This is a genomic window from Aurantibacter sp. UH7 (genome assembly GCF_056839165.1).
Genome location: NZ_CM166388.1, coordinates 2,259,736 through 2,282,430 on the forward strand (window position 1 = coordinate 2,259,736; position 22,695 = coordinate 2,282,430).

Annotated in this window: 15 protein-coding genes; 6 read left to right on the plus strand and 9 right to left on the minus strand. The window is 36.8% G+C overall.

Annotation, left to right across the window (positions count from 1 at the left end; translation table 11 throughout):
• Positions 1-111: 111 nt before the first annotated feature.
• Complete coding sequence (locus UH7x_RS09655) at positions 112-3,111, plus strand: DNA polymerase III subunit alpha (RefSeq protein WP_482363519.1); 3,000 nt, start codon at positions 112-114, stop codon at positions 3,109-3,111.
• Positions 3,112-3,153: 42 nt separating this feature from the next.
• On the opposite strand, the gene UH7x_RS09660 is transcribed toward UH7x_RS09655, so the two are convergent.
• Positions 3,154-4,200, minus strand: a complete 1,047-nt coding sequence (locus UH7x_RS09660; RefSeq protein WP_482363520.1) for a glycoside hydrolase family protein — start codon at positions 4,198-4,200, stop codon at positions 3,154-3,156.
• A 25-nt stretch (positions 4,201-4,225) separates the two neighbouring features.
• A complete protein-coding gene (locus UH7x_RS09665) occupies positions 4,226-5,044 on the minus strand; it encodes a 3-keto-disaccharide hydrolase (protein WP_482363521.1) in 819 nt (272 codons plus the stop codon).
• Positions 5,045-5,160: 116 nt separating this feature from the next.
• Between UH7x_RS09665 and UH7x_RS09670 the strand changes: the two genes are divergently transcribed.
• The 4 genes from UH7x_RS09670 (at position 5,161) to UH7x_RS09685 (ending at position 12,521) form a co-directional block, all read left to right on the plus strand.
• Positions 5,161-7,455: an FdhF/YdeP family oxidoreductase gene (locus UH7x_RS09670; protein ID WP_482363522.1), complete on the plus strand. Its 2,295-nt coding sequence runs from the start codon at positions 5,161-5,163 to the stop codon at positions 7,453-7,455.
• A gap of 107 nt (positions 7,456-7,562) precedes the next feature.
• Positions 7,563-10,400, plus strand: a complete 2,838-nt coding sequence (locus tag UH7x_RS09675; RefSeq protein WP_482363523.1) for a DUF1553 domain-containing protein — start codon at positions 7,563-7,565, stop codon at positions 10,398-10,400.
• Position 10,401: 1 nt separating this feature from the next.
• On the plus strand, positions 10,402-11,835 hold the full coding sequence (locus tag UH7x_RS09680) for a DUF1501 domain-containing protein (RefSeq protein ID WP_482363524.1): 1,434 nt from the start codon (positions 10,402-10,404) through the stop codon (positions 11,833-11,835).
• Between the two features lie 305 nt (positions 11,836-12,140).
• Complete coding sequence (locus UH7x_RS09685) at positions 12,141-12,521, plus strand: hypothetical protein (RefSeq protein WP_482363525.1); 381 nt, start codon at positions 12,141-12,143, stop codon at positions 12,519-12,521.
• Positions 12,522-12,532: 11 nt separating this feature from the next.
• On the opposite strand, the gene UH7x_RS09690 is transcribed toward UH7x_RS09685, so the two are convergent.
• Genes UH7x_RS09690 through UH7x_RS09705 form a run of 4 tightly spaced genes read right to left on the minus strand, consistent with a single transcriptional unit; the run spans position 12,533 to position 17,080 of the window.
• The gene (locus tag UH7x_RS09690; protein ID WP_482363526.1) at positions 12,533-13,711 is read right to left on the minus strand and encodes an acyl-CoA dehydrogenase family protein; all 1,179 of its coding nucleotides are present in this window, start codon (positions 13,709-13,711) and stop codon (positions 12,533-12,535) included.
• 56 nt (positions 13,712-13,767) lie between these two features.
• Complete coding sequence (locus tag UH7x_RS09695; protein ID WP_482363527.1) at positions 13,768-14,499, minus strand: tRNA1(Val) (adenine(37)-N6)-methyltransferase; 732 nt, start codon at positions 14,497-14,499, stop codon at positions 13,768-13,770.
• A gap of 46 nt (positions 14,500-14,545) precedes the next feature.
• A complete protein-coding gene (locus UH7x_RS09700; protein ID WP_482363528.1) occupies positions 14,546-15,595 on the minus strand; it encodes a S66 peptidase family protein in 1,050 nt (349 codons plus the stop codon).
• A gap of 18 nt (positions 15,596-15,613) precedes the next feature.
• Entirely contained in the window at positions 15,614-17,080 is a 1,467-nt protein-coding gene (locus UH7x_RS09705) for a sulfatase family protein (protein WP_482363529.1), read from the minus strand.
• A gap of 100 nt (positions 17,081-17,180) precedes the next feature.
• On the opposite strand from UH7x_RS09705, the gene UH7x_RS09710 reads away from it, so the two are divergent.
• Entirely contained in the window at positions 17,181-19,949 is a 2,769-nt protein-coding gene (locus tag UH7x_RS09710) for a DUF7133 domain-containing protein (RefSeq protein ID WP_482363530.1), read from the plus strand.
• Here UH7x_RS09710 and rimM read toward each other — a convergent pair.
• From rimM to UH7x_RS09725, 3 genes are all read right to left on the minus strand, one after another.
• The gene (gene rimM / locus UH7x_RS09715) at positions 19,926-20,465 is read right to left on the minus strand and encodes a ribosome maturation factor RimM (protein ID WP_482363531.1); all 540 of its coding nucleotides are present in this window, start codon (positions 20,463-20,465) and stop codon (positions 19,926-19,928) included. The two genes, UH7x_RS09710 and rimM, sit on opposite strands and share 24 nt — an antisense overlap.
• A gap of 11 nt (positions 20,466-20,476) precedes the next feature.
• A complete protein-coding gene (locus tag UH7x_RS09720; protein ID WP_482363532.1) occupies positions 20,477-21,049 on the minus strand; it encodes a 30S ribosomal protein S16 in 573 nt (190 codons plus the stop codon).
• A 195-nt stretch (positions 21,050-21,244) separates the two neighbouring features.
• Positions 21,245-22,642 (minus strand): sulfatase family protein, encoded by a 1,398-nt coding sequence (locus UH7x_RS09725; protein ID WP_482363533.1) that lies wholly within the window; start codon positions 22,640-22,642, stop codon positions 21,245-21,247.
• Between the last annotated feature and the right edge of the window lie 53 nt (positions 22,643-22,695).

Here is a 22,695-nt window from a genome sequence, read left to right on the forward strand (position 1 = left end):
TCTTTTACTCAACTGTAACTCGATTCAGTTGATGTCTTTTGAGTTTGAATTTGATGTTTGTATTCGAATTTGTGTTTTTTCTTTAACACTTAACACTTAACACTTAACACTTTGTATCTAAACTGTCATACATATTATAGTCTTCGCTTCGGAACCTTTTCCGAAATAGAACTCTTGCGGTTAGCACAAGAGAATCATGTAACGCAATTGGTATTGACTGATATTAATAACACATCGGCTGCCTTAAATTTTGTACGCAAAGCGCCTGAGTATAGTGTGAATCCTATACTTGGCATCGATTTTAGAAACGGAGTGGATCAGTGTTTTGTGGGGATAGCAAAAAATAACAATGGGTATTTAAATCTAAATAATTTTCTATCAAAACATTTGCATGAAGCAAAAGAGTTGCCGTTAATTGCACCGGAATTTGAAGATGTTTATATCATATATCCTTTTGAGAAAGTACTACAGAATGAGCAAATTACATTTGCAGACTATGAATATATCGGTATTTCAATAGCCGATTTACGAAAGCTTCCTTTTTCGCGCTTAGCAAAATTGAAAGACAAATTGGTGGTACAGCAGCCTGTTACATTTCGTAATAAAGCTGATTTTAACGCACATAGATTACTGCGTTCTGTTGATAATAATATATTGCTGAGCAAGCTAGAACAAGGAGAGGAAGCTGATCAGAATGAGAAGATGTTTCCGATAGCGAACTTAGCAGCAGCTTTTTCGGAATTCCCCTTTATCCTAGAAAATACAGAGCGACTATTAAATTCTTGTACAATACATTTCGATTTTTCTAGCAAGAGAAAGCCGCAGAACCTTAAAACGTATACGGCTACTAGGCAAGAAGATGAAGAAATGATTGAGCGGTTGTGTCAAGAAGGCTTGCCGTATCGATATCCTGATGGGGGAGAAGATGTTTTTAAGCGTGTAGCGAAAGAGCTAGAGCTTATTAAAAGCATGGGCTTTGTTTCTTATTTTCTTATTAATTGGGATATTATCAGCTATGCTCGAAGACAAGGTTTTTTTTATGTAGGTAGGGGTAGTGGTGCAAATAGTATTGTTGCATATCTCTTACGTATTACCGATGTAGACCCAATGGAATTAGATCTGTATTTTGAGCGTTTTATGAATTTGTATCGAGCCAATCCACCAGATTTTGATATTGATTTTTCGCATCGTGATCGGCCAACGGTTACTCAATATATTTTTAATCGCTTTAAAAATGTAGCCCTTTTGGGTACTTATGTAACGTTTAAAGAACGAGGGGTTGTTCGTGAATTGGGTAAGGTATTCGGACTGCCAAAAAGTGAGATTGATATACTTTCTGGTGGAAAATATAATCCTTCACAGCTCGATGAGGTATCGCGTTTGGTTATAAAATATGGTGGTTTAATTATAGGTATGCCAAATTACCTCAGTATTCACGCAGGCGGTATTTTAATTAGTGAAAAACCCTTGCATTGGTTTGCTGCTACTCACTTGCCACCTAAAGGTTTTCCGACTGTTCAGTTTGATATGGTTATTTCTGAAGATGTAGGGCTGTATAAATTTGATATTCTTGGGCAACGCGGACTCTCGAAAATACGCGAGGCCGTTGATATTATTGGGTATAATCAACCTGAAAAAATTAACACTTTTGATATTCATGATGTGCGTAGGTTTAAGACTGATCGGTCGGTTAACGCATTAATTAAGAGTGCGCAGTGTATGGGTTGTTTTTATGTAGAATCACCTGCTATGCGCATGCTTTTAAAGAAATTAGAGGTCGATAACTACCTCGGTTTGGTGGCAGCAAGTTCAATAATTAGACCTGGAGTCGCAAAAAGTGGCATGATGAGAGAGTATATTCTTCGTCATAGAAATCCGGGGCGAGATAAAGAAAGAGCCCACCCCGTTATGTTAGAAATTATGCCAGATACGTATGGGGTAATGGTCTACCAAGAAGATGTTATTAAAGTAGCCCATCATTTTGCTAATCTAGATTTAGGCGAAGCTGATGTTTTGCGGCGGGGTATGAGTGGTAAATTTCGTTCGCGTGAAGAATTTCAAAAGGTAAAAGAGAAATTTTTTGAGAACTGTAGAAAGAAAGCGTACCAAGAAAAGCTTATTTCAGAGGTTTGGGAACAGATTGCTAGTTTTGCTGGTTATGCTTTTGCTAAGGGCCATTCAGCCTCTTATGCAGTAGAAAGTTATCAAACCTTGTTTTTGCGGGCCTATTACCCCTTAGAATATATGGTGGCAGTGCTTAATAATGGTGGTGGTTTTTATCGTTCTGAATTCTATGTGCATGAAGCTCGAATGATGGGTGCAACAGTACATCCACCTTGTGTTAATAAGAGTTTTAATAAGAATGCCATTTATGGAAAGGCTATTTATCTTGGTTTTGGCTATTTACATGAACTGGAAAATCGAGTTGCGGAGCGAATTATAAAAGATAGAACAGCCAACGGAAGTTTTAGTTCTTTAGAAGATTTTTTAGACCGTGTTTTTATTAGCATTGATCAAGCAAGTATTCTCATTCGTATAGATGCTTTTCGGTTTACTGGGGTAAACAAGCATAAATTACTTTGGAAAGCGCATCTGTTTCTTAATAAAAATGTGAAAATTGATCATCCAAAATTGTTTCCACCGAAGCATCAGAATTTTGAGATTCCACAATTGCATAGCACTGATTTAGAAATGGCATTTACGCAATTAGAACTTTTGGGGTTTTGTTTGTGTAGCCCGTTTGAGCTGCTGGCAGAGCCGCCCAAAAACAATAGAAGTGTTGCCGATTTAGAGCGATTTTTAGGGCATCATATCGATATTTATGGTTATTTGGTTACCGTTAAGAATACAAAAACCCATAATGGAAAACGCATGTATTTTGCCACAATGATTGATCAAGAAGGTAAAGTGTTCGATTCGGTGCATTTTCCTCCAGTTGCTGCGCAGTATTATTTTAGCGGTAGGGGTATTTATCGTTTTTATGGTAAAGTGGTTAGTGAATTTGGTTTTCTAAGCATAGAGGTGATTAAAATGCTAAAACAAGATTATATACAAGATCCACGCTACGCAGAAATGAAAACGAGTGTTCGCGTTTTTCAGGAGAAGGGTTGAGTTAAATTAAGAGTGTGGGGTTATTGTTTGATTGTTGCAGTTTTATTTCTTCAAATCCTCAGAAGTTGCCAGTGCTATTACTCTACCATTATCCCCAACAGCATTGTAAAAATGATAAACAACACCATTCCATTTTATAACCCAGGGTTTATGCGCGTATTTTTTATCAAATGTTTCAGAAGGAGCTATTAGGTCTTCACCTTCCCAGTCTGTCCAATGTATTAAATCGTATGAACAAGCAAAACGTTCGAAAGCTCCAGGTTTCCAGAAGGCCCCAAAATAAAACATAACGTAAATATCATCGATCTTCGCAATCTGGGCATCTCCACAAATGCCTTTTCTCCTAGTAATAACAGGATTTTCGCCATATCGTTTCCATGAAAGCATATCGTCTGAAACTGCCATAGCAATGCTTTCAAAGTTGTCTTTAATCCCTTTTGCATTATAATACATAACAAATGGGTGTCCAGTATGTTTGGCATTATCTCGAATAACTAAGCTTTTGTAAATGGTTTTGTTTTCAAACCATCGCGCATCTTCATCTTCAGGAGTTAAAAGCGGAGAGTGATTTGTATTCCATTCATTAGGTTTTGTTAGTGAGGTTGAATTCGCCAAGCCTATTTTTAATGTTCCAGCTTCATAACCAACGGTATTTCCGCCCAAATAGGTCATCCAATAATTATCGTTATAATTTTCTACAGAATAGTCACCACCCCATTCGATATTTACAAGTGAAACGTAGCCTGCTTTTTGGTTGGCATCCCAAGTATTCTCAGTAAACGATAATATTTTTCCTTTTGATTTCCAATGGAGTAGGTCATCACTTTCTGATAACCAGGTTTCATATCCTTGTCCATCAAAAACAATATAAGTCATATACCAGATGTCGTTCTTTCGAAAGATAGTCGGACTGTCAACCATCTTTTTATCATCAGGCTGTTCAATAATCACCCCGTATTTGAATGGGGTTTTAACCTCGTTAAAGATTTTTTCCATTTGTTCTTGAGGGACTTCTTTCTTTATCGAGACAGTTTTGTGTTTGCAGCTATATACTGATATTGCTACTATTAGCAATAATAGATTTTTCATTTAAATGTGCTGTGCGTTTAATGCTCTACAATTCCTTCAACATAATATTTCGGTATTCAACTTTCATTGGTGGACCAACATGTACTTGCATGCCTAGTTTGCCAACAGTCATACTATTAATGCTATCCTTATCGATTACCTCACTCATTAAAACACCGTTTATGTAATGCTGTAATTTGTTGCCTTTAATTACTAAATGAGCTTCATTCCAATCGTCACTTTTAATTTTAGTTTTTAGAGTGTCCGAATCCCCTAATTGGTCTAAAACAGTACGACTTTGCCAGCAATTATTTTTAACATTTGCACGTAAGGAACCTTTTTCATTAGGATTGTCTTGCGCTATGATTTCTGCTTTTTCACCTCTATACGCTAAAGTGGCACGTTTTCGTTCTTCGTAATTCTGACCTGTATACCGAATCTTTCCATCGATATCTGCTTGATACCCGCGTAAAGCAAAGGGTATAGTGTCTAATTGGTCACTGCGATAATTGATGCCGCTATTACCTTCTTCGGATATTTTAAACTCTAATTTTAGTTCAAAATCAGCCAACTGGTCATTCTCATAAATAATAAAAGTATTTGTTTTCAATAAGGTTTCTGGGGTTATTTCGCCGACAATGGTACCATCAACAACACTCCAGTAGGTAGGGTCTCCATTCCAGCCATTTAAAGTTTCACCGTCGAAAATAGCTTTAAAAGATGCTACCTCTTTTATTTGTTCAGGATTTGTTAGCTCTTTGTTTTCTTTGGGTTTTTCTTTACAAGATTGTATAGTGAAAACGGAGCAAAGCGTAATAATTAGTAAAGTAGAAAAGGAATTGAGTTGTTTGGTATTAAAATTCATGGGTTGGTTTTAAAATTTTGTTTCGTTCTAAAAGTACTAAAATTAGCAAACAAAATGCTGAGGTTAAAAACTAGATTTACGCGGCAAAGGTTTTTCAAAATAATTACCTTTATGGGATGCGAGAATTTAAGCGAAATGTATCAATTAGTGGGTCAAAAGAATTCACAGGAATTAAATTAGAAGATCCTGTTCGTACGGCAGCTGGAGTACTTGGAGTGAAAGAGGCGCTACGTCATGGTTTCAAAGAAATGGGCGTTTTAAGGTCAATGAATGCGTTGCTTGAAATGAACCAGAAAGATGGTTTCGATTGTCCGAGTTGTGCATGGCCAGATCCTGAAGAGCCTTCTAAAGTAGCAGAGTATTGCGAAAACGGAGCTAAAGCTTTGGCAGATGAAGCTACCACTAAAAAAATAGATGCAGAATTTTTTAAAAAATATTCAGTAGAAGATCTCTCTCAACTAACAGATTATCAGCTGAATAAATTTGGAAGGTTAGTTGAGCCCTTAGTTTTACGTCCCGGAAGTATAAATTATGAGTCCATTTCTTGGCAAGATGCGTTCGGTTTAATTTCTAGTGAATTACATAAACTTAATTCGCCTAATGAAGCCATTTTTTATACCTCAGGAAGATCGAGTAATGAAGCTGCTTTTTTATACGGAATGTTCGCTCGGGCGATAGGTACCAATAATATGCCCGATTGTTCAAATATGTGTCATGAGTCTAGTGGGGTAGCATTAGGCGAAACTTTGGGTATTGGTAAAGGTTCAATAAAACTGGAAGATTTATACGAAGCTGAAGTAGTGATTGTAGCAGGGCAAAATCCAGGAACAAATCATCCTAGAATGTTATCGGCTCTTGCAGAATGTAAAAAGAATGGCGGTAAAGTTGTAAGTATTAATCCATTGGAAGAATCTGGTTTAGTGGAGTTTAAAAATCCACAGCAGGTAAAAGGTTGGTTGGGTTCAGCAGAATCAATTGCAGATTTACATTTGGCAGTTAATATCAATCAAGATATTCCATTAATTAAGTTAGTCTTAAAGAAGTTGGCTGCATTAGATATTGAAAATCAATCTGTTTTTGATCATGATTTCATTAATAAATATACTGAAGGGTATGACATTTTAATTGAGGATATTTCGTCGTATAAGGATGATGAATTAGTGGAATTAAGCGGAATAAAACTTGATGAAGTTGATGCGCTGGTGCGATTATTAGCAAACAAAACTAAAATAGTTGTCTGTTGGGCCATGGGTTTAACTCAGCATAAAAATGGAGTAGAAACCATACGAGAATATATAAACCTGTTATTGCTTAAAGGAGCAATCGGTAAGCCGAACGCAGGTACTTGTCCAGTACGTGGTCATAGTAATGTTCAAGGTGATCGAAGTGTAGGAATTATGCATTTTGTTGATGAAAGTTTAAATAAAAGAATAGAAGAGCATCTCGGTTTTAAAGCGCCAACTGAAGAAGGCTACGACACCGTAGACGCTATTAAAGCAATGCATGATGGTTATGGTAAAGTTTTTATGTGTCTAGGTGGCAATTTTTTAATGGCTGCCTCAGATACCGCATATACCGCGAAAGCATTAAAAAGTTGTGAATTAACGGTTCAGGTAAGTACAAAGTTAAATCGCTCTCATTTAGTTACGGGCAAAACGGCTCTAATACTACCAACTATCGGCCGTTCTGAAAAAGATATAAAAAATGGTAAGCAACGTCATTTTACTGTTGAAAATAGTATGGGTCGTGTAACACAATCGAAAGGCGTATTGAAACCCGCTTCAGATAACTTAATGAGTGAGCCAGAAATAATTGGACAATTAGGAGAAGCTTATTTTCAAGGGAATCATTCAGTTAACTGGGAAGAGCTTGGTGAGAATTATGAATTGACGCGTTCTTTCATTGATAAGGTAGTGAAGGGATTCGAAAGTACAGAGACTCGCTCCAAGGGTGTTGGATATTATTTGCCAAATAATGTGCGCGATTTAGATTTTAGCAAGTTGCCGAACGGAAAGGCCAAAATAACAATTAACAGATTGCCGGAGCATCGTTTAAAAGAAGGTCAATTTATGTTAATGACTATTCGTTCTCACGACCAGTTTAATACTACTATTTATGGCTTAAATGATAGATATCGAGGAGTGTATAACGAACGAAGAGTGCTTTTTATGAATGCTGAAGATGTTTCAGCTTTGAATTTGAAGAAGTTCGACGTGGTTGATATAAGTAGTAATTATGATGGGGTTTTAAGAACTGCAAATAAATTTCTAATCATTCCCTATAACATTCCGAAGGGTAATTTGGCAGCCTATTTTCCTGAAACCAATATATTAGTGCCTCATAATCATTTTGCTGATAGAAGTAAGACGCCCATTAGTAAGTCGATAAAAGTGACTATTGCAAAGGTGTAAAAGTGTAATACAATACAGTATTACGCAGCTTTTCTTCAAATTGAGATAATATTGTTCTGAATGAAACAGGACCACAATGACTTCAAGAATATTCTTAACTTAGAAGAATGGAAGAAGGTCATTGGATTTTACAATTTTTAGGTCGACTACATCCAATGGTTGTCCATTTTCCGATAGGTCTTTTGGTTGTTGCGTTATTTTTAGAATTACTCACTATTGGAGGCAAGCGCCATTCATTGCGAGAAGGTATTAAATGGATGGTTTATTTGGGAGCTGCTTTTGCCATTCTTTCAGCAATTTTCGGATGGCTTCTAAGTACGCAAGATGATTATAGCGGTTCACTGGTTGTAAATCATCGGAATTTAGGAATTGCTACAGCTGCTTTTGGATTACTTTCTTCATTTTTATTAGATAAAAGTATAAAGGGAACATTAGCTAACTTTTTGGTATATCGATTAAGTCTTGTAATAGCAGTGGTATTGCTAACTATAGCTAGTCATTTGGGGTCTAGCCTTACCCATGGTGAGGATTATTTAACAAGTGTTTTTACTGATAAAGAATTGGACTATGATAATGAAAAAATAGCTTTATTGTTGACTAAGTTTAAAGATGTTGATTCACTTTCCATCACGCAACAAGACGAAATAAATCTAGGAGTCAGAGCAATTTTCGCTCATAATTGTTATCAATGTCATAGTGAAAATAAACGCAAAGGAGATTTAGAACTCGATAATAAAAAAGGGGTTTATAAAGGTGGTGAATCTGGGGAGGTAATTGTGGAGGGCAAGCCAGAGGAAAGTGAACTTTTTAGAAGAATTTCTCTTTCACCAGACCATGATGAAGTAATGCCTAAAAAAGGGAAGGTTTTAAAGTCTGAAGAGATTGCCTTAATTAAACTTTGGATTAAAAATGGGGCACATTGGTCGGATCAAGCGCTTAAAGTTTTTCCTGAAGCCGATTTGGCGCTTACGAAGCCTGATTTGCCAAAAGGTAGTTCTGAAGAACATCCGGTGGATAAATTAATTGATGTGTATTTCAAAAAGAATGATGTTTCATGGCCAGAAACAGTTAATGATCATGCATTTGTTCGTCGTACTTATTTAGATGTGGTGGGTTTATTGCCGAATCCTAACGATATATCCCAATTTATTGAAGATAAAAACCCGAATAAAAGAGATATACTTATTAATAAGTTGCTAAATGATTCAACAAACTATACGCAACATTGGTTGACCTTCTGGAATGATTTGCTGCGAAATGATTATAGTGGACCAGGATTTATTACAGGGGGAAGAAAGCAAATTACAAACTGGTTGTACGAGAGTTTAGAACAGAATAAGTCATATGATCAAATGGTACGAGAACTAATTAATCCAACCTCCGAGTCTGAAGGTTTTATAAAAGGCATCGAATGGCGTGGTGTTGTAAATGCTAGTCAACGTACCGAAATGCAAGCTGCACAGAATATAGGTCAGTCACTGCTTGGGGTAAACGTTAAGTGTGCCTCTTGTCATAATAGTTTTGTAAGTAACTTAACTTTAGATCAATCGTATGGTTTCGCGGCAATTTTTGCAGATTCAGTTTTAGAACTCAATCGATGCGACAAGCCTATTGGGAAAATGGCAAAGGTGAGTTTTTTATACCCTGAACTTGGTGATGTATCTGCTGAAACTGTAATGGAGCGTTTGGCTCTGCTTTCAGAAGTAATTGTAAAGCCTGAAAATGGCCGAATGTATCGAACACTTGTCAATCGTATTTGGCAAAAATTTATGGGTAGAGGAATAGTAGAGCCGGTTGATGAAATGGATAATGAACCTTGGGATACAAATGTCTTAGATTGGTTGGCATCGGATTTTATAGATTCCGGTCATGATTTAAAACATTTGATGAGGCAAATTTTAAGTTCTAAAACGTATCAATTATCCACTGCAACCTATTCTAAGCAAGAGGAGATAAAGTCTGATTATGTTTTTCATGGTCCGGTGGTTCGGCGATTGAGCGCCGAGCAGTTTTCAGATGCTGTAAGTCAAACGATTGCACCGATGTATCCTACAGTAGAATACGATCCTTCTGGAAAAATAATGAAGTACAAAAGATTTTGGCATCGTGAGGTGAAGTTTGATAGAACTGTATTGCCAGAGCCTGGTAAACGCTATTTTCGTCAACAAATAAAAGTGCCAAATAGCGCTATTGAAAAAGCACAAGTTTTAATCTCAGTTGATCATTCGTATACCTTACTAATTAATGGTAATGAAGTTGCGAATGGTTCTAATTGGCGCGATGTAGATAAAATTGAGGTTTCAAAATATTTAACTAGTGGAAATAATACAATTGCTATTATTGGGAATAACGAAGGAACAATAGCCAATCCTGCTGGTGTTTTGTTTAGTTTGAGGCTTTATTTAGCAAATGGAGAAGAAATAGATATCGATTCTGATAAAAACTGGAAAAGCTCAGATGTACTTCCGGAAGGTGATTGGACACAAACAGATTTTGATGATTCAGAATGGAAAGAAACTCAAAATTATGGTTCAGCAAACTGGGGTAAACTAGTTGAATTTAGTTTTGATGAAAACGAGCAGCAAATGGCTAGAGCAAGTTTGGTGAAACAACATCCATTTATGAAGGCTCTGGGCAGACCATCTAGAGAGAATGTTGCCACCACACGAGATGAGCAAGCGACACTACTACAAGCATTAGAGCTTACTAATGGAGCATATTTTAATGCTGTTTTGAATGAAGGGGCTGCTACTTGGCTAAATACAGTGGGTAATGAAAGTGAGAAAATCACGGAAAATCTATATCAAAAATTATTAGGCAGAAAGCCGACATCAAAAGAGAAAAAAATAATAGTTGATGCATTTGGCAATACTGTAGATAAAGAAACGGTGCAAGATTTATTTTGGTCCGTATTGATTTTACCTGAATTTCAATTTATTTATTAAGATGAATTCTAAAAGTAACGAGTCTCGAAGAGCGTTTATTAAGAAAATGACGGCTGCCAGTCTTAGTGCGGCAACAACAACGATTCCTGCGGCCAGCTTTCTAAGCTCATGTAGCAACGTTGAAGCTATAGCTTCGAAGGCCGATACTGTAATTTTATTATGGATGGCTGGTGGCATGGCGCACACAGAAACTTTTGACCCTAAGGCTTATGTTCCGTACGAAAAAGGAGTAGAAAGTAAAAGGGTGTTAAGTACTTTTCCAAAATCACCTACTATTGTAGATGGCTTAGATTTTTCCGAGGGTCTTGAAGGAATCGGAAGTGTTATGGATAAAGGGGCAATTATTCGATCATATAAATCTGCTGATTTAGGTCATATTTTACATACGAGACATCAGTACCATTGGCATACTTGCTATGAGCCACCACAATCGGTTCAGGCGCCACATTTGGGTGCATGGATAGCAAAAGAATTAGGTCCAATGAATGATGTAATTCCTCCTTTTATAGCAATGGGGCAACGTTTTACTGTTGGGGAGGCGGAGGAGTTAAAAGCTTTTCACTCAGCAGGATTCTTAGGTACTGAATTTGGCCCGTTTTTAATTCCTGATCCATCAACCGGACTTGACAGTGTACGTCCTCCTCAAGGGATGTCAATGAAAAGGTTTGAAGCGAGATATAAATTGTATAAAGAACTAGCTAATAATAGTCAAGTAATGGAAAATGGTAGTGATTACCAGCGCGAATCTTTAATGCGTTCCATGGAGCAGTCTTATCGACTATTGAATTCGCCTGAAGCAAAAGTCTTTGATCTTTCAGAAGAATCAAAAGAAACATATGATACCTATAATACTGGTAGATTTGGTTTGGGTTGCCTTTTGGCAAAACGATTAGCTATGAATGGGGGTCGTTTTATTAGTGTGTCAACAGAATATGAACCTTTTTTAGGCTGGGACACACATGAAAATGGACATTTGAGAGCAGCTAAAATGAAAGAATTAATTGACCGACCAATTTCTCAATTAATTAAAGATTTAGACGAGTCAGGGTATTTAGATCGTACACTAATTATTCTGGCAAGTGAATTTAGTCGTGATGCTATTATGGAGGGACGACCTGGATTAAAGGTGAAAGATCAAGTAAATCAACCAGATGTTATTGAAGATGAAAAATTCTATGGAATGCACCGTCATTTTACAGATGGTAGTTCTGTTTTAATGTGGGGTGGAGGAATAAAAAAAGGATTAGTATATGGTAAAACAGCTGATGAGCGACCTTGTTCTTCAATTGAAAACCCTGTAGTGATAGATCAAATACATCAATCGGTTTATCATGCGCTTGGTATAGATTCGCAAACAAATTATACTATTGAGGGTCGACCTTTTTATACGACCCCAGATGGACATGGAAAGCCGATTTTAGATCTTTTTGCTTAAATCGTTAAAGAGTCTTGCAATACAAGATTAAAATGGCTGTAAACTAAAAAGAGCCCCGTCTTACGATCGGAGCTCTTTTACGAGAACACTATATGAAAATGAAAAAATTTTATTCGTTTTTAATTACATGTCAAACATACGAACAGCATCTAATTGCATAAAAAAAATGATGTGAAACACTACTATTCTGTTGTGAAAAGCTGCAAAATTGATTTCTAAGCTCATATTATTGATAAAAAGTTGGTGTCACGCATAATTTCTAAATGCTTTTTTACGTTGTTATTATAACCATCCACTTTGACAGAATGAAGAGAATTACCGCCATTTTAGTATTAATCCTAACATTGTCTTCTTGTACAAAAGAAAATGTTGGTGTAATTAATACAGAATTGGAAGGAAAATGGATTTTAACTGATGCTGTATGTTTCTGTTATTTTGAGGAAGATGTTGACTTTAATTCGCATAAAATTACTTTTGTCGGTAGTAGCTTGAATATTGAAAACTCTGCAGAACCTAAATTTTTAAGCAATGGCTCTGGTGATTATTCTGTTGAAGGAAATGTAATTATTCTTGAATCTGGCCAACAATTTTCTTACGTTGTAAATGGCGATAAACTTGAACTTACTGCAGTTGATGATCCGCAAATTGCTGATGATGAATTGTTATTAACTTACGAAAAGTATTAGTTATATGTCTCTTATTGAAAAGCAGGGTAGCCAGTAATATCAGCTCCTGTTATTAATAAATGAATATCATGCGTTCCTTCATAAGTGATGACGCTTTCTAGATTCATCATATGGCGCATTATCGAATATTCTCCAGTAATTCCCATACCGCCTAATATTTGTCTTGCTTCTCTAGCAATCTTTATAGCCATGTCCACATTGTTTCTTTTGGCCATTGAAATTTGAGCAGTGGTTGCTTTACCTTCATTTTTTAGTTGTCCAAGTCTAAAAGCTAACAGTTGTGCTTTGGTGATTTCGGTAATCATCTCGGCTAACTTCTTTTGTTGCAATTGAAATGCAGCTATAGGTTTTCCAAATTGTACACGTTCTTTAGCATACCGTAATGCTGTATCATAGCAATCCATAGCAGCACCTATTGCACCCCATGAAATACCATATCGTGCCGAGTCTAAACATCCAAGTGGTGCACCTAAGCCATTTTTGCCTGGTAAAAGATTCTCTTTAGGTAATTTTACATTGTCAAAAATTAATTCACCTGTTGCAGATGCTCTTAACGACCATTTGTTATGTGTTTCAGGAGTTGAAAACCCTTCCATGCCTCTTTCAACAATAAGTCCGTGAATTCTACCATCTTCATTTTTTGCCCATACTACAGCAATGTCTGCAAAAGGAGAATTTGAAATCCATAGTTTAGCACCGTTCAAAAGATAATGGTCACCCATATCTTTGAATTTGGTTTCCATTCCATTTGGGTTCGAACCGTGATTAGGTTCTGTTAACCCAAAACACCCCATAAATTCACCTGAAGCTAATTTTGGTAAATACTTTTTTCGCTGAGCTTCAGTGCCATATTTGAAAATCGGATACATTACTAAGGAAGACTGTACTGATGCTGTTGAACGAACACCGCTATCGCCACGTTCTATTTCTTGCATGATAATTCCGTAACTAATTTGGTCTAATCCAGCACCGCCATATTCCGTTGGTATGTATGGTCCGAAAGCACCAATTTCAGCTAAACCTTTAATTATTTGTTTAGGAAATTCTGCCTTTTGAGCATATTCTTCAATGATTGGTGAGACATCTCGCTTTACCCATTGTCGCGCAGCATCGCGAACAAGTTTATGTTCTTCTGAGAGTAAATCATCGAGATTATAATAGTCTGGTGCTTCAAAAAGATCCGGTTTCATGTCGGCGTGTTTTTATCAAATATAGTTATGAAACGCAACTTTAGCTGTACAAATTGTTACATTTTTAAATAAAAATCTTTAGTCAGATCAATATATGCTGATGTGTATTTATGTCTTTCTATTTCTATAATTAATTCACTTTTTTCACTTTCTTGCGCTATAAAGGTAAATTCTAAAAGGCTTCTTTTAATTTTAGATTTTTCATTTCCTCTTACTCTAGTAACTCTCTTAGGAAATAAGTTGTGCAGTGCTGCCAATGCAATAAAATTCTCTTCTTCATCGAAAGGAATAATAGTTGCAAAGGTACCGTGAGGTTCTAATAAAAGGGATACTCCATTTATAAGTTCGTCGAAGGGGAGAGCATCATAAAATCTCGCTTTTTTTCTTGATGAATCATGAGTAACATCTCCTTTAGTATTTGAAGTTGGAGGTTCGTAAAAAGGAGGGTTGCATATTATTAATTCATATTTATCTTCTATTTCTTCAAGTAGTTCGTCAAAACCCGCATGGTAACAAAACATACGATCTGACCAATCAGAAGCTTCAAAATTATCAACACATTGCTCATAAGCGCCTTCGTCAATTTCAATGGCATCAATAGTTTCTGCGTCACATCGCTGTGCTAACATTAGGGCTAGTATCCCAGTGCCAGAACCAATATCTAAAATAGAGTTTAAATCATTTCTTAGAGTTGCCCATGCTCCTAATAAAACCCCATCTGTGCCAATTTTCATTGCGCATTGGTCCTGATTTACAGAAAACTGTTTGAATTTAAATGGCTGTTTCAAATGCTGTTTTTTGAGTTTAAATGTAAAAATAGAATAATCGATAGTTTTATTGAACTGCTTTTTCTAAAAGCTCAAGGCTCATTTTGTGCGTGTTCAGTTTTGCTTGAATACCTATCGGGAAAGTGAAATTGTTTTCAATATGACCAAAACTCATTCCGTATACAGCTGGGATTCCTAATGGTTTTATACAATCCATTAATACCTCTTTTAATGTGAAAGATTTTGATGTTTTCGGTTTGTCGCATCCTGCAAAAACACCTAGAACAATTCCTGCAGCATTTTTAAACGTTTTACCATGAATCAGTTGCGTAAGCATTCGGTCAATTCGGTAAGGTGCTTCTTCTACATCTTCAATGCAAACGATAGAATCGGTAAAGTCAATTTCATGAGGTGTGCCAATAAGGGCATTTATTAATGTTAAACTTCCTCCTGATAATCTTCCTGTAGCTATTCCTTCTGTAATAGTGTAGCGTTCATATACGCTATTGTTCTTCAATTTATTGTCCAATAGAATTACATTTTTTATTGTAAAACTGTCTTTCGGTTTTACTAATACATCTTCTAATTTATTAATACTATAAGCGTCATCTAGAGTACTGCCGACAGGTCCGTGGAAACAAACTAAGCCTGTTTCTTTGTGAATGCCATTTATAAGGGCAGTAATGTCGCTGAATCCGATAAGTACTTTAGGATGCAGTTTTATAGATTCATAATCTAGTAGGTGCATTATTCTAGTGCAACCATAGCCGCCTCTGGCGCAAAGAATTCCATCAATATTTGGGTTGCTAAACATTTCATTTACATCGGTAGCACGTGCTGTGTCAGAATTGCTAAAATAACCATGATTACCAAGAATACGGTTTGTATGGTAGGTTTTGAACCCCATGCGTTTTAGTGTTTTTATGGTATTTTCTAATATTTCTGTAGAAATGGCATATCCGGGTGCAATTAAGCCTATTGTATCCCCCTTTTTAAGCTGTTTGGGTAAAAGGTTTCTATGTTCTGTTTTTTTTGCGGCACCAAAAGTAGTGTGAGGAATAGTTAGGGCGGCAGACGCACCCAACGCAGTGCTTATGAATTTTCTTCTTTTAATCATTTTCCTATTTCGTTCTGGTTATTCAGAGTCTAATTTACCTGGTTCTCTTGTTTCACTGCCTTCTAACTCTAACAAAGAATCACCTAATCTAGCACGCATGCCGTTTGCTAAAAGTTTTATTTTTTCAACTATTTCTGGGTTTTCCGCCGCTATATTTTTCGTTTCACTAACGTCATTTACGACATCATACAATTCAATTTCTTCCATATCAATCATTCTGTAATCCCCAGGTAGTCCATCTTTGCCGGGTTCTTGCCCGTTCATTGTTCTATATCTATGTGGAAAATATAGTTTCCATTTGTCGTAGCGCACGCCCATTAACTCATTCACGCGGTAATAAAAGAAATAGGCTTTTTGTGGGCTGTCAATACTTTCACCCGATAATACTTTCCAAACACTCATACCGTCTATTGTTTTATCGGGTAGATTTGCTCCTGTCACTTCTGCAATGGTCGGTAAAATATCAATAGCCATGATAGGCGTATTTAAAGTGCTGTTAGCGGAAAGTTTGTTAGGGTATTTTATTGCAAATGGTACTCTTTGCGCCCCTTCCCATGCAGTACCTTTTCCTTCTCTAAACGGCAATGCACTTCCCGCATGATTGCCATAAGCTAGCCATGGGCCATTATCAGATGTGAAAATAATCATGGTGTTTTCTTCAAGACCATTCTTTTTCAAAGTTTCAATAATTTGACCTACAGACCAGTCTATTTCCATTATTACATCGCCATATAATCCGCGTTCAGATTTTCCTTTAAACTTGTCAGAAACAAAAAGAGGTACATGAGGCTGTGGATGCGGCACGTATAAAAAGAAAGGATTGTCTTTATTGCGATTAATAAAATCAATACTTTTTTCAGTAAGTAATGTAGTAAGATGAGATTGGTCTTCAAGAGTATCGATTACGGTTTCATTTTGATATAAAGGAAGTGCTGGGAAATTAAAAACTGTGCCTTGCCAAGGATGGTGTGGCCACATATCATTTGAGTACGGAATTCCTACCCATTCATCAAACCCATGTCTGGTAGGTAAGAATTTTTTATCATCACCTAAATGCCACTTTCCAAAAATTCCAGTTTTATATCCTATCGCTTTTAGCATTTCTGCAATGGTAGTTTCATTTGAATTAATACCAACTGGGCTACCAGGACCAAGAGCATTGTGAATTCCAATTCGGTTTGGGTAACATCCAGTTAAAATGCCAGCTCTAGAAGCAGAGCAAATGGGTTGTGCGGAATAATAACTTGTTAGCCTTACACCATCTTTAGCCATCTGGTCCACATTAGGTGTGAGAATATTTGGAGAGCCAAAAGCTCCGATATCTTGATACCCTTGATCATCGGTAAATATGATAACAATATTTGGAGGTTCCGATGTTGCTGGAGTTGTTTTTTGTGCCTCTTTACATGAAGAATTAAAGAAGAGTAGGACTACCAAACTATATTGGAGAAAGGTGTATTTATTTATAAAACTTAAGGTTGTCATTTCAATTGTATAAGCTTGTTAGTTGCATTGAATATACTTATTTTCATTCGTTGATAAAACAAGATTAAATACTATTTCTTCCATTTACATGTATCCTAAAATGTCAAAGAATTTATTCGCTTCCAAAATTTTCTATCTATTTATTGCTATTGTATTGATTAGCAGTTGTGTTTCAAAAGAAAAGCAACCACATCCTGTTGATCAAGTAATTGGCGCTATGTCTGATTCGTTCCCTAAAATAATAATACCAGAGGAAGTAGATGTTACTTCTGATGATTGGGCTGGTATCGATTTAGAGCCAAAAGCACCAATTCTTCCTTTGCGAGCGGAAGAAGAAGCTAAAAAATTTATTTTACCAGAAGGATATCATATTGAACCAATCCTAACTGAGCCGCAGATTGAACAACCTGGGGCAATTGCCTTTGACGGTGATGGTAAAATGTTTGTTTTGGAATTACGAACTTACATGCTAACAGTTGACTCGGATAAAACCTTAGAACCTACTAGTAGAATATCGCGTTGGGAGGATACGAATGATGATGGAGTATATGAAACTGGAACCGTATTTGTTGATGGGCTTATCTTTCCGCGCTTCGTATTGCCTTACGGAAAAGACTGTGTCTTAACCATGGAATCTGACGCTGATATTGTATACAAATACACCGATACTTCAGGTGATGGAAAGGCTGATAAAAAGGAATTTTTCACTGATAATTATGGGCGATCGGGTAATGTTGAACATCAACAAGCCTTTATGTATTATAACATGGACAATTGGTTGTATAGTACTTATAACGCCTTTAGAATTAGAGAAACAGACAACGGAATGGTCCGTGAAAATACAGGTTTCAATAGAGCTCAATGGGGGGTTACACATGATGATGATGGGAAACTTTCATTTTTAGGAGGAGCAAGTGGTTTGCCTTCTCAGTTTCAATTCCCTGTGCATTATGGAAATTTTAAATATGAAGAAAACTATGCTGTGGGTTTTGAAGAGCCATGGGGAGCACAGGTAAAGGTTGCCGATTTGCAAGAAGGTATGGATCGCGTTAGTGAAAGAACCGGAGGTCCTATGAGGGTGACGGGTGCTGCAGGTAATGATATCTATCGCGGGGATCGCTTGCCAAAAGAAATGTATGGGCAGCTTTTTTATGGTGAGCCAGTTGCTCGTATTGTACGTCAAGTAGATCCAGTGGTAAAGGAAGGGCTTACGACTTTACATAATGCATATCAAGATGTGCAATCGGAATTTTTGAAATCTACAGATCCACTTTTTAGACCTGTGGATTTAACAACTGCACCTGATGGAACATTATATGTCACTGACATGTATCACGGAATAATTCAAGAAGGTAATTGGGCACAAGAAGGCACATATTTAAGAGCAAAAATTAAGCAATATCAATTGGATAAGGTAATTGGTCTTGGTCGTATTTGGAGAATTACACATGATGATTTTAGTCGTAATAAAACGAAGCCAAATATGTTAGATAAGAAACCGGCTGAACTTATTCAGTATTTAGCACATAAGAATGGTTGGTGGCGCGATAAAGCACAACAGCTTATTGTTTTGTCAAAAGATAAAAGTGTAGCGCTTGAATTGGAAAAAATAGTTAAAGAGAGTGATAATCTTTTAGCTCGTTTTCATGCACTTTGGTGTTTGGAAGGTCTGGGTTCATTAAAATCTGAATTGTTAGTTGGGTTGCTGAAAGATTCTAATTCTCGGATGCGCATACAGGCGATGCGTGCTAGCGAAACTTTATATAAGGCTGGCGACAAGTCTTTCGGTGATATTTATTTGAAGTTGATAGCCGATGAAAATGTTGACGTTGCTATTCAGGCCATGTTAACAAGTAATGTATTAGAGGTTTCAGGGCTAAAGGCTGCAATAAAACCAGTGCTTAAATTAAATAAAGCGAAGGGAGTACAGACAATCGGAAGTCAAATTTTGAATCCAGAAGAAGTTAAAAATTGGTGGGACGATTCGAGAGCAAGTGTAACTGATATACAGAAGAATCAATTGAACAAAGGTCAGGTCATATTCAATGAGCTTTGTGTGCAATGTCATGGTATAGATGGTTTTGGCGCTCCAATTGGTGAAGGCTTAATAATGGCACCACCACTAGCTGGGTCAAAACGTGTGCAAGGGCATCCTGAATATGTAGTTAAAACCCTGCTATATGGGTTAGAAGGTCCATTAAATGGGAAAACCTATCCTGCTGGAATAATGGTGGGTAATAAAGAGCAAACCGATGATTGGATTGCTTCAATAGCTTCTTATATTCGAACGAATCTTTCAAATGAAGCTACCGTGGTAAGCGAGGCGGAAGTAGCTAAAATACGATTGAAGACAAATAATCAAGACGGTTTTTATCATTATGAAGAATTGATTAATTCTGTACCTCAGCTAATGGTGCCTAGTGAAAATTGGAAAATTTCTGCTAGTCATGCAGAGCAAACTCGAGTTGGAGGATCTGCTTCAGCTGCCGGTGCGTTTAATTTTGAAGGATGGACAACTGGTGTAAATCAAGAAAAGGGCATGTGGTTTCAGATAGAATTACCAGAGCCAGTTGTGGTTTCGGAATTAAGATTTGTTTCTCCAGGAATATCTCAAGGCTGGCGGGAAGGTTCACCACCACCTTTGCCAACTTATCCAAGAGGGTATGAGTTGCAAGTTTCTATAGATGGTAATAATTGGAGCACGGTAGATAAAGGTATTTGTAATCAGTCAAGTATAGCTATTCCATTTAACGCGGTAAAGGTTAAATATTTAAAAATAATTCAAACTTCAGAATTGAAAGACGAGACACAAGAAGAATATCCTTGGTCGATGAAGGAGATGAAGTTATATGGTGTCTCCAAGATATAATTCTACTAAACCTTCGGGAGTTGTAATGTGAATTGTTTTGTTGGTACGATCAACTTTATTGACGATATCATCGCTTATTGGAATCAGCAATTCTTTGTCACCTTTCATTGCTACAAATAATGCCTGCGAAGTATTGTCGTTTACTCCTGTGATGGTACCAATGTCTCCATGAACGGAATCTATAAGTGTGAAATCAACGACTTCATGAAAGTAGAATTTATCACCAGTAAGCTTGGGTAAGAATGCTAATGGAAGAAATAGCTCTGATCCCATTATGCGGTCTGCACTAGGTTCGTCGTTTATATCTTCAAAATCGATGCGAAGTAATGCTGATTTATGAAGACGACAACTTTTAATAAAAAATGGAACCAGATTATCCGTCTTAAGACGAATAAAAACTGATTCCATGTTTTCGTAAATTTCGGGTTCGTCGGTATCCAGTTTTACAAGAACCTCACCCTTAAAACTATATTTTGAAACGATTTTGCCGAGATAGAAACAATCTTCTTTGCGCATCGTTTTGCAATTTATTCTTCTTCTTTAGCTGCTTCTTCAGATACAGGAGCTTCTGCAGCTGGCTCTTCAGTAACTTCAGCGATTGCTTCAACTTCTGCCTCAGCACTTTCGCCTTCCGGAGTTTCAGGTAATTCTGCTTCAGCTGCAGCAGCGGCACGTTTTTCGTTTACCTCTTTTTCAGCCTTTAAAGCTTCTGCTTTCGCTTGATCTTTAGCTTTTTCTAAGCCATCAACTTTAGCGCCAACTAATTTCCCTTTTTCTTCTAACCATGCATTGAATTTCTCTTCTGCTTGCTCAGCTGAAAAAGCTCCTTTTGACACACCGCCTAATAGGTGTTTTTTCATCATAACACCTTTGTATGATAAAATTGCTCTGGCAGTATCTGTTGGCTGTGCACCATTTTGCAACCACTTTACAGAATCGTCAATACTAAGATCAATTGTTGCAGGGTTAGTATTAGGATTGTATGTTCCTAATTTTTCAAGGTATTTGCCATCTCTTTTAGAACGTGCATCTGCTGCTACGATCCAATAAAATGGTTTTCCTTTTTTACCGTGTCTTTGAAGTCTAATTTTTACTGGCATATCACATTAAATTGTAGGGTGCCCGACCCTGATTATTAATTCGTTTTATATTTTCTCCTCGTTAAAGGGCTGCAAATATAATTCATTTCTTTAAAATGACAACTATTAAGTATAAAGAATGGCAAATACGAGTAATTAATTGGAATATTGATTTTTGTAAATGACAATTTCTCTTAAAATAGTATAAGGTTACAACTACTCTCGTTCTGCTAATTGGTCTTTTCCGGCTACTAAATTGGCTATGTGAGCTTCAGCTAAATTTTGAATCTCTTTTAAAACTTCAGGGTGATTTTTTGCAACATCAAATTGTTCGCCTGGGTCATGACTTAGATTATACAATATAGGAGGGTTGTGTTCTTCACGTTCGCCAAATTGTCCATAAACTCCTTGTGTTATATAATGAGCTTTATAGTCGCCCAAGCGTACCGCATAAATCTCGTTGCCACGATAATAAATGATGCTTTTTCTAGGACTATCTTTTTGTTGTAATAAAACTGGACCTAAATTATGACTGTCTAGAATACGGTCTTTAGGTAATTTGGCGCCAGCTAGATTGCTAAAAGTTGCAAAGAGGTCCATTGTAGATCCTATGTCTGAAATGACCGCAGGCCTAATTCTGCCAGGAGCCCAGAATATTGCTGGTTCGCGCATACCGCCTTCCCAAGTAGAGCCTTTGCCTGCTCTTAATAAGCCTGCACTACCTCCATGTAGTTTAAATGGTAGCCATGGACCATTATCCGATGTAAAAACAACATATGTATTTTCCGCTAGTCCTTCTTCTTTTAATGTTTTTAGTATTTCGCCAACTCCATAATCAATTTCTTCTATCACGTCGCCATATAATCCTCTTTTGCTCTTGCCTTCAAACTCTTTAGAAACAAATAAAGGAACATGGGGGAGGTTGTGTGCTAAATAAACAAAAAATGGCTTGTTTTTGTTTTCTTTTATGTAGCTAATAGTTTCTTCTGAATAGCGTTTTATTATAGTGTTTTGATTTGCAGGGCGCTCTATTACTTCTGTGTTTCGCATTAGTGGAACATTAAAATGTGCAGGTTCGATGGAGTCATAAGATCGGTTCCAGTAATTTTTAAATTCATCTCCAGGCAATAAATCCATGTCGTTGGAATATGGAATTCCAAAATAATAGTCAAAACCGTTATTGGTGGGTAGATATTGTTCTTTATGGCCAAGATGCCATTTTCCAATTGCAGCTGTATTATAGCCGACTTTTTTCAATTGCTCAGCTAAAGTGATTTCGTTGGCTGGTAATCCATTTTTTGAATCAGGGAAAAGTACACGTTGTTTTTTGCTAGTCATTCCACTTCTGATAGGCAGCCTGCCAGTTAGAATGGCTGCTCTACTTGGAGTGCAAACACTAGCGCCAACGTAAAAATTAGTCCATTTTTGACCCTCAAAAGCCATTCTGTCGAGATTAGGGGTTTTTATCGTTGGGTGGCCATAAACACCTAAATCTCCGTATCCCATGTCATCTGTAAAGATAATTATGAAATTAGGTTGTTTTTGGGTTGTTTCTTGACTTTTTAAACTAGAATAAAAACAGGTAATTAAAAGTAGGGTGAAAAGGTTTTTCATCAATTTGATTTTATTAAAAATTGAAGATACCAAATATTTGTAAAGAGTGAAAA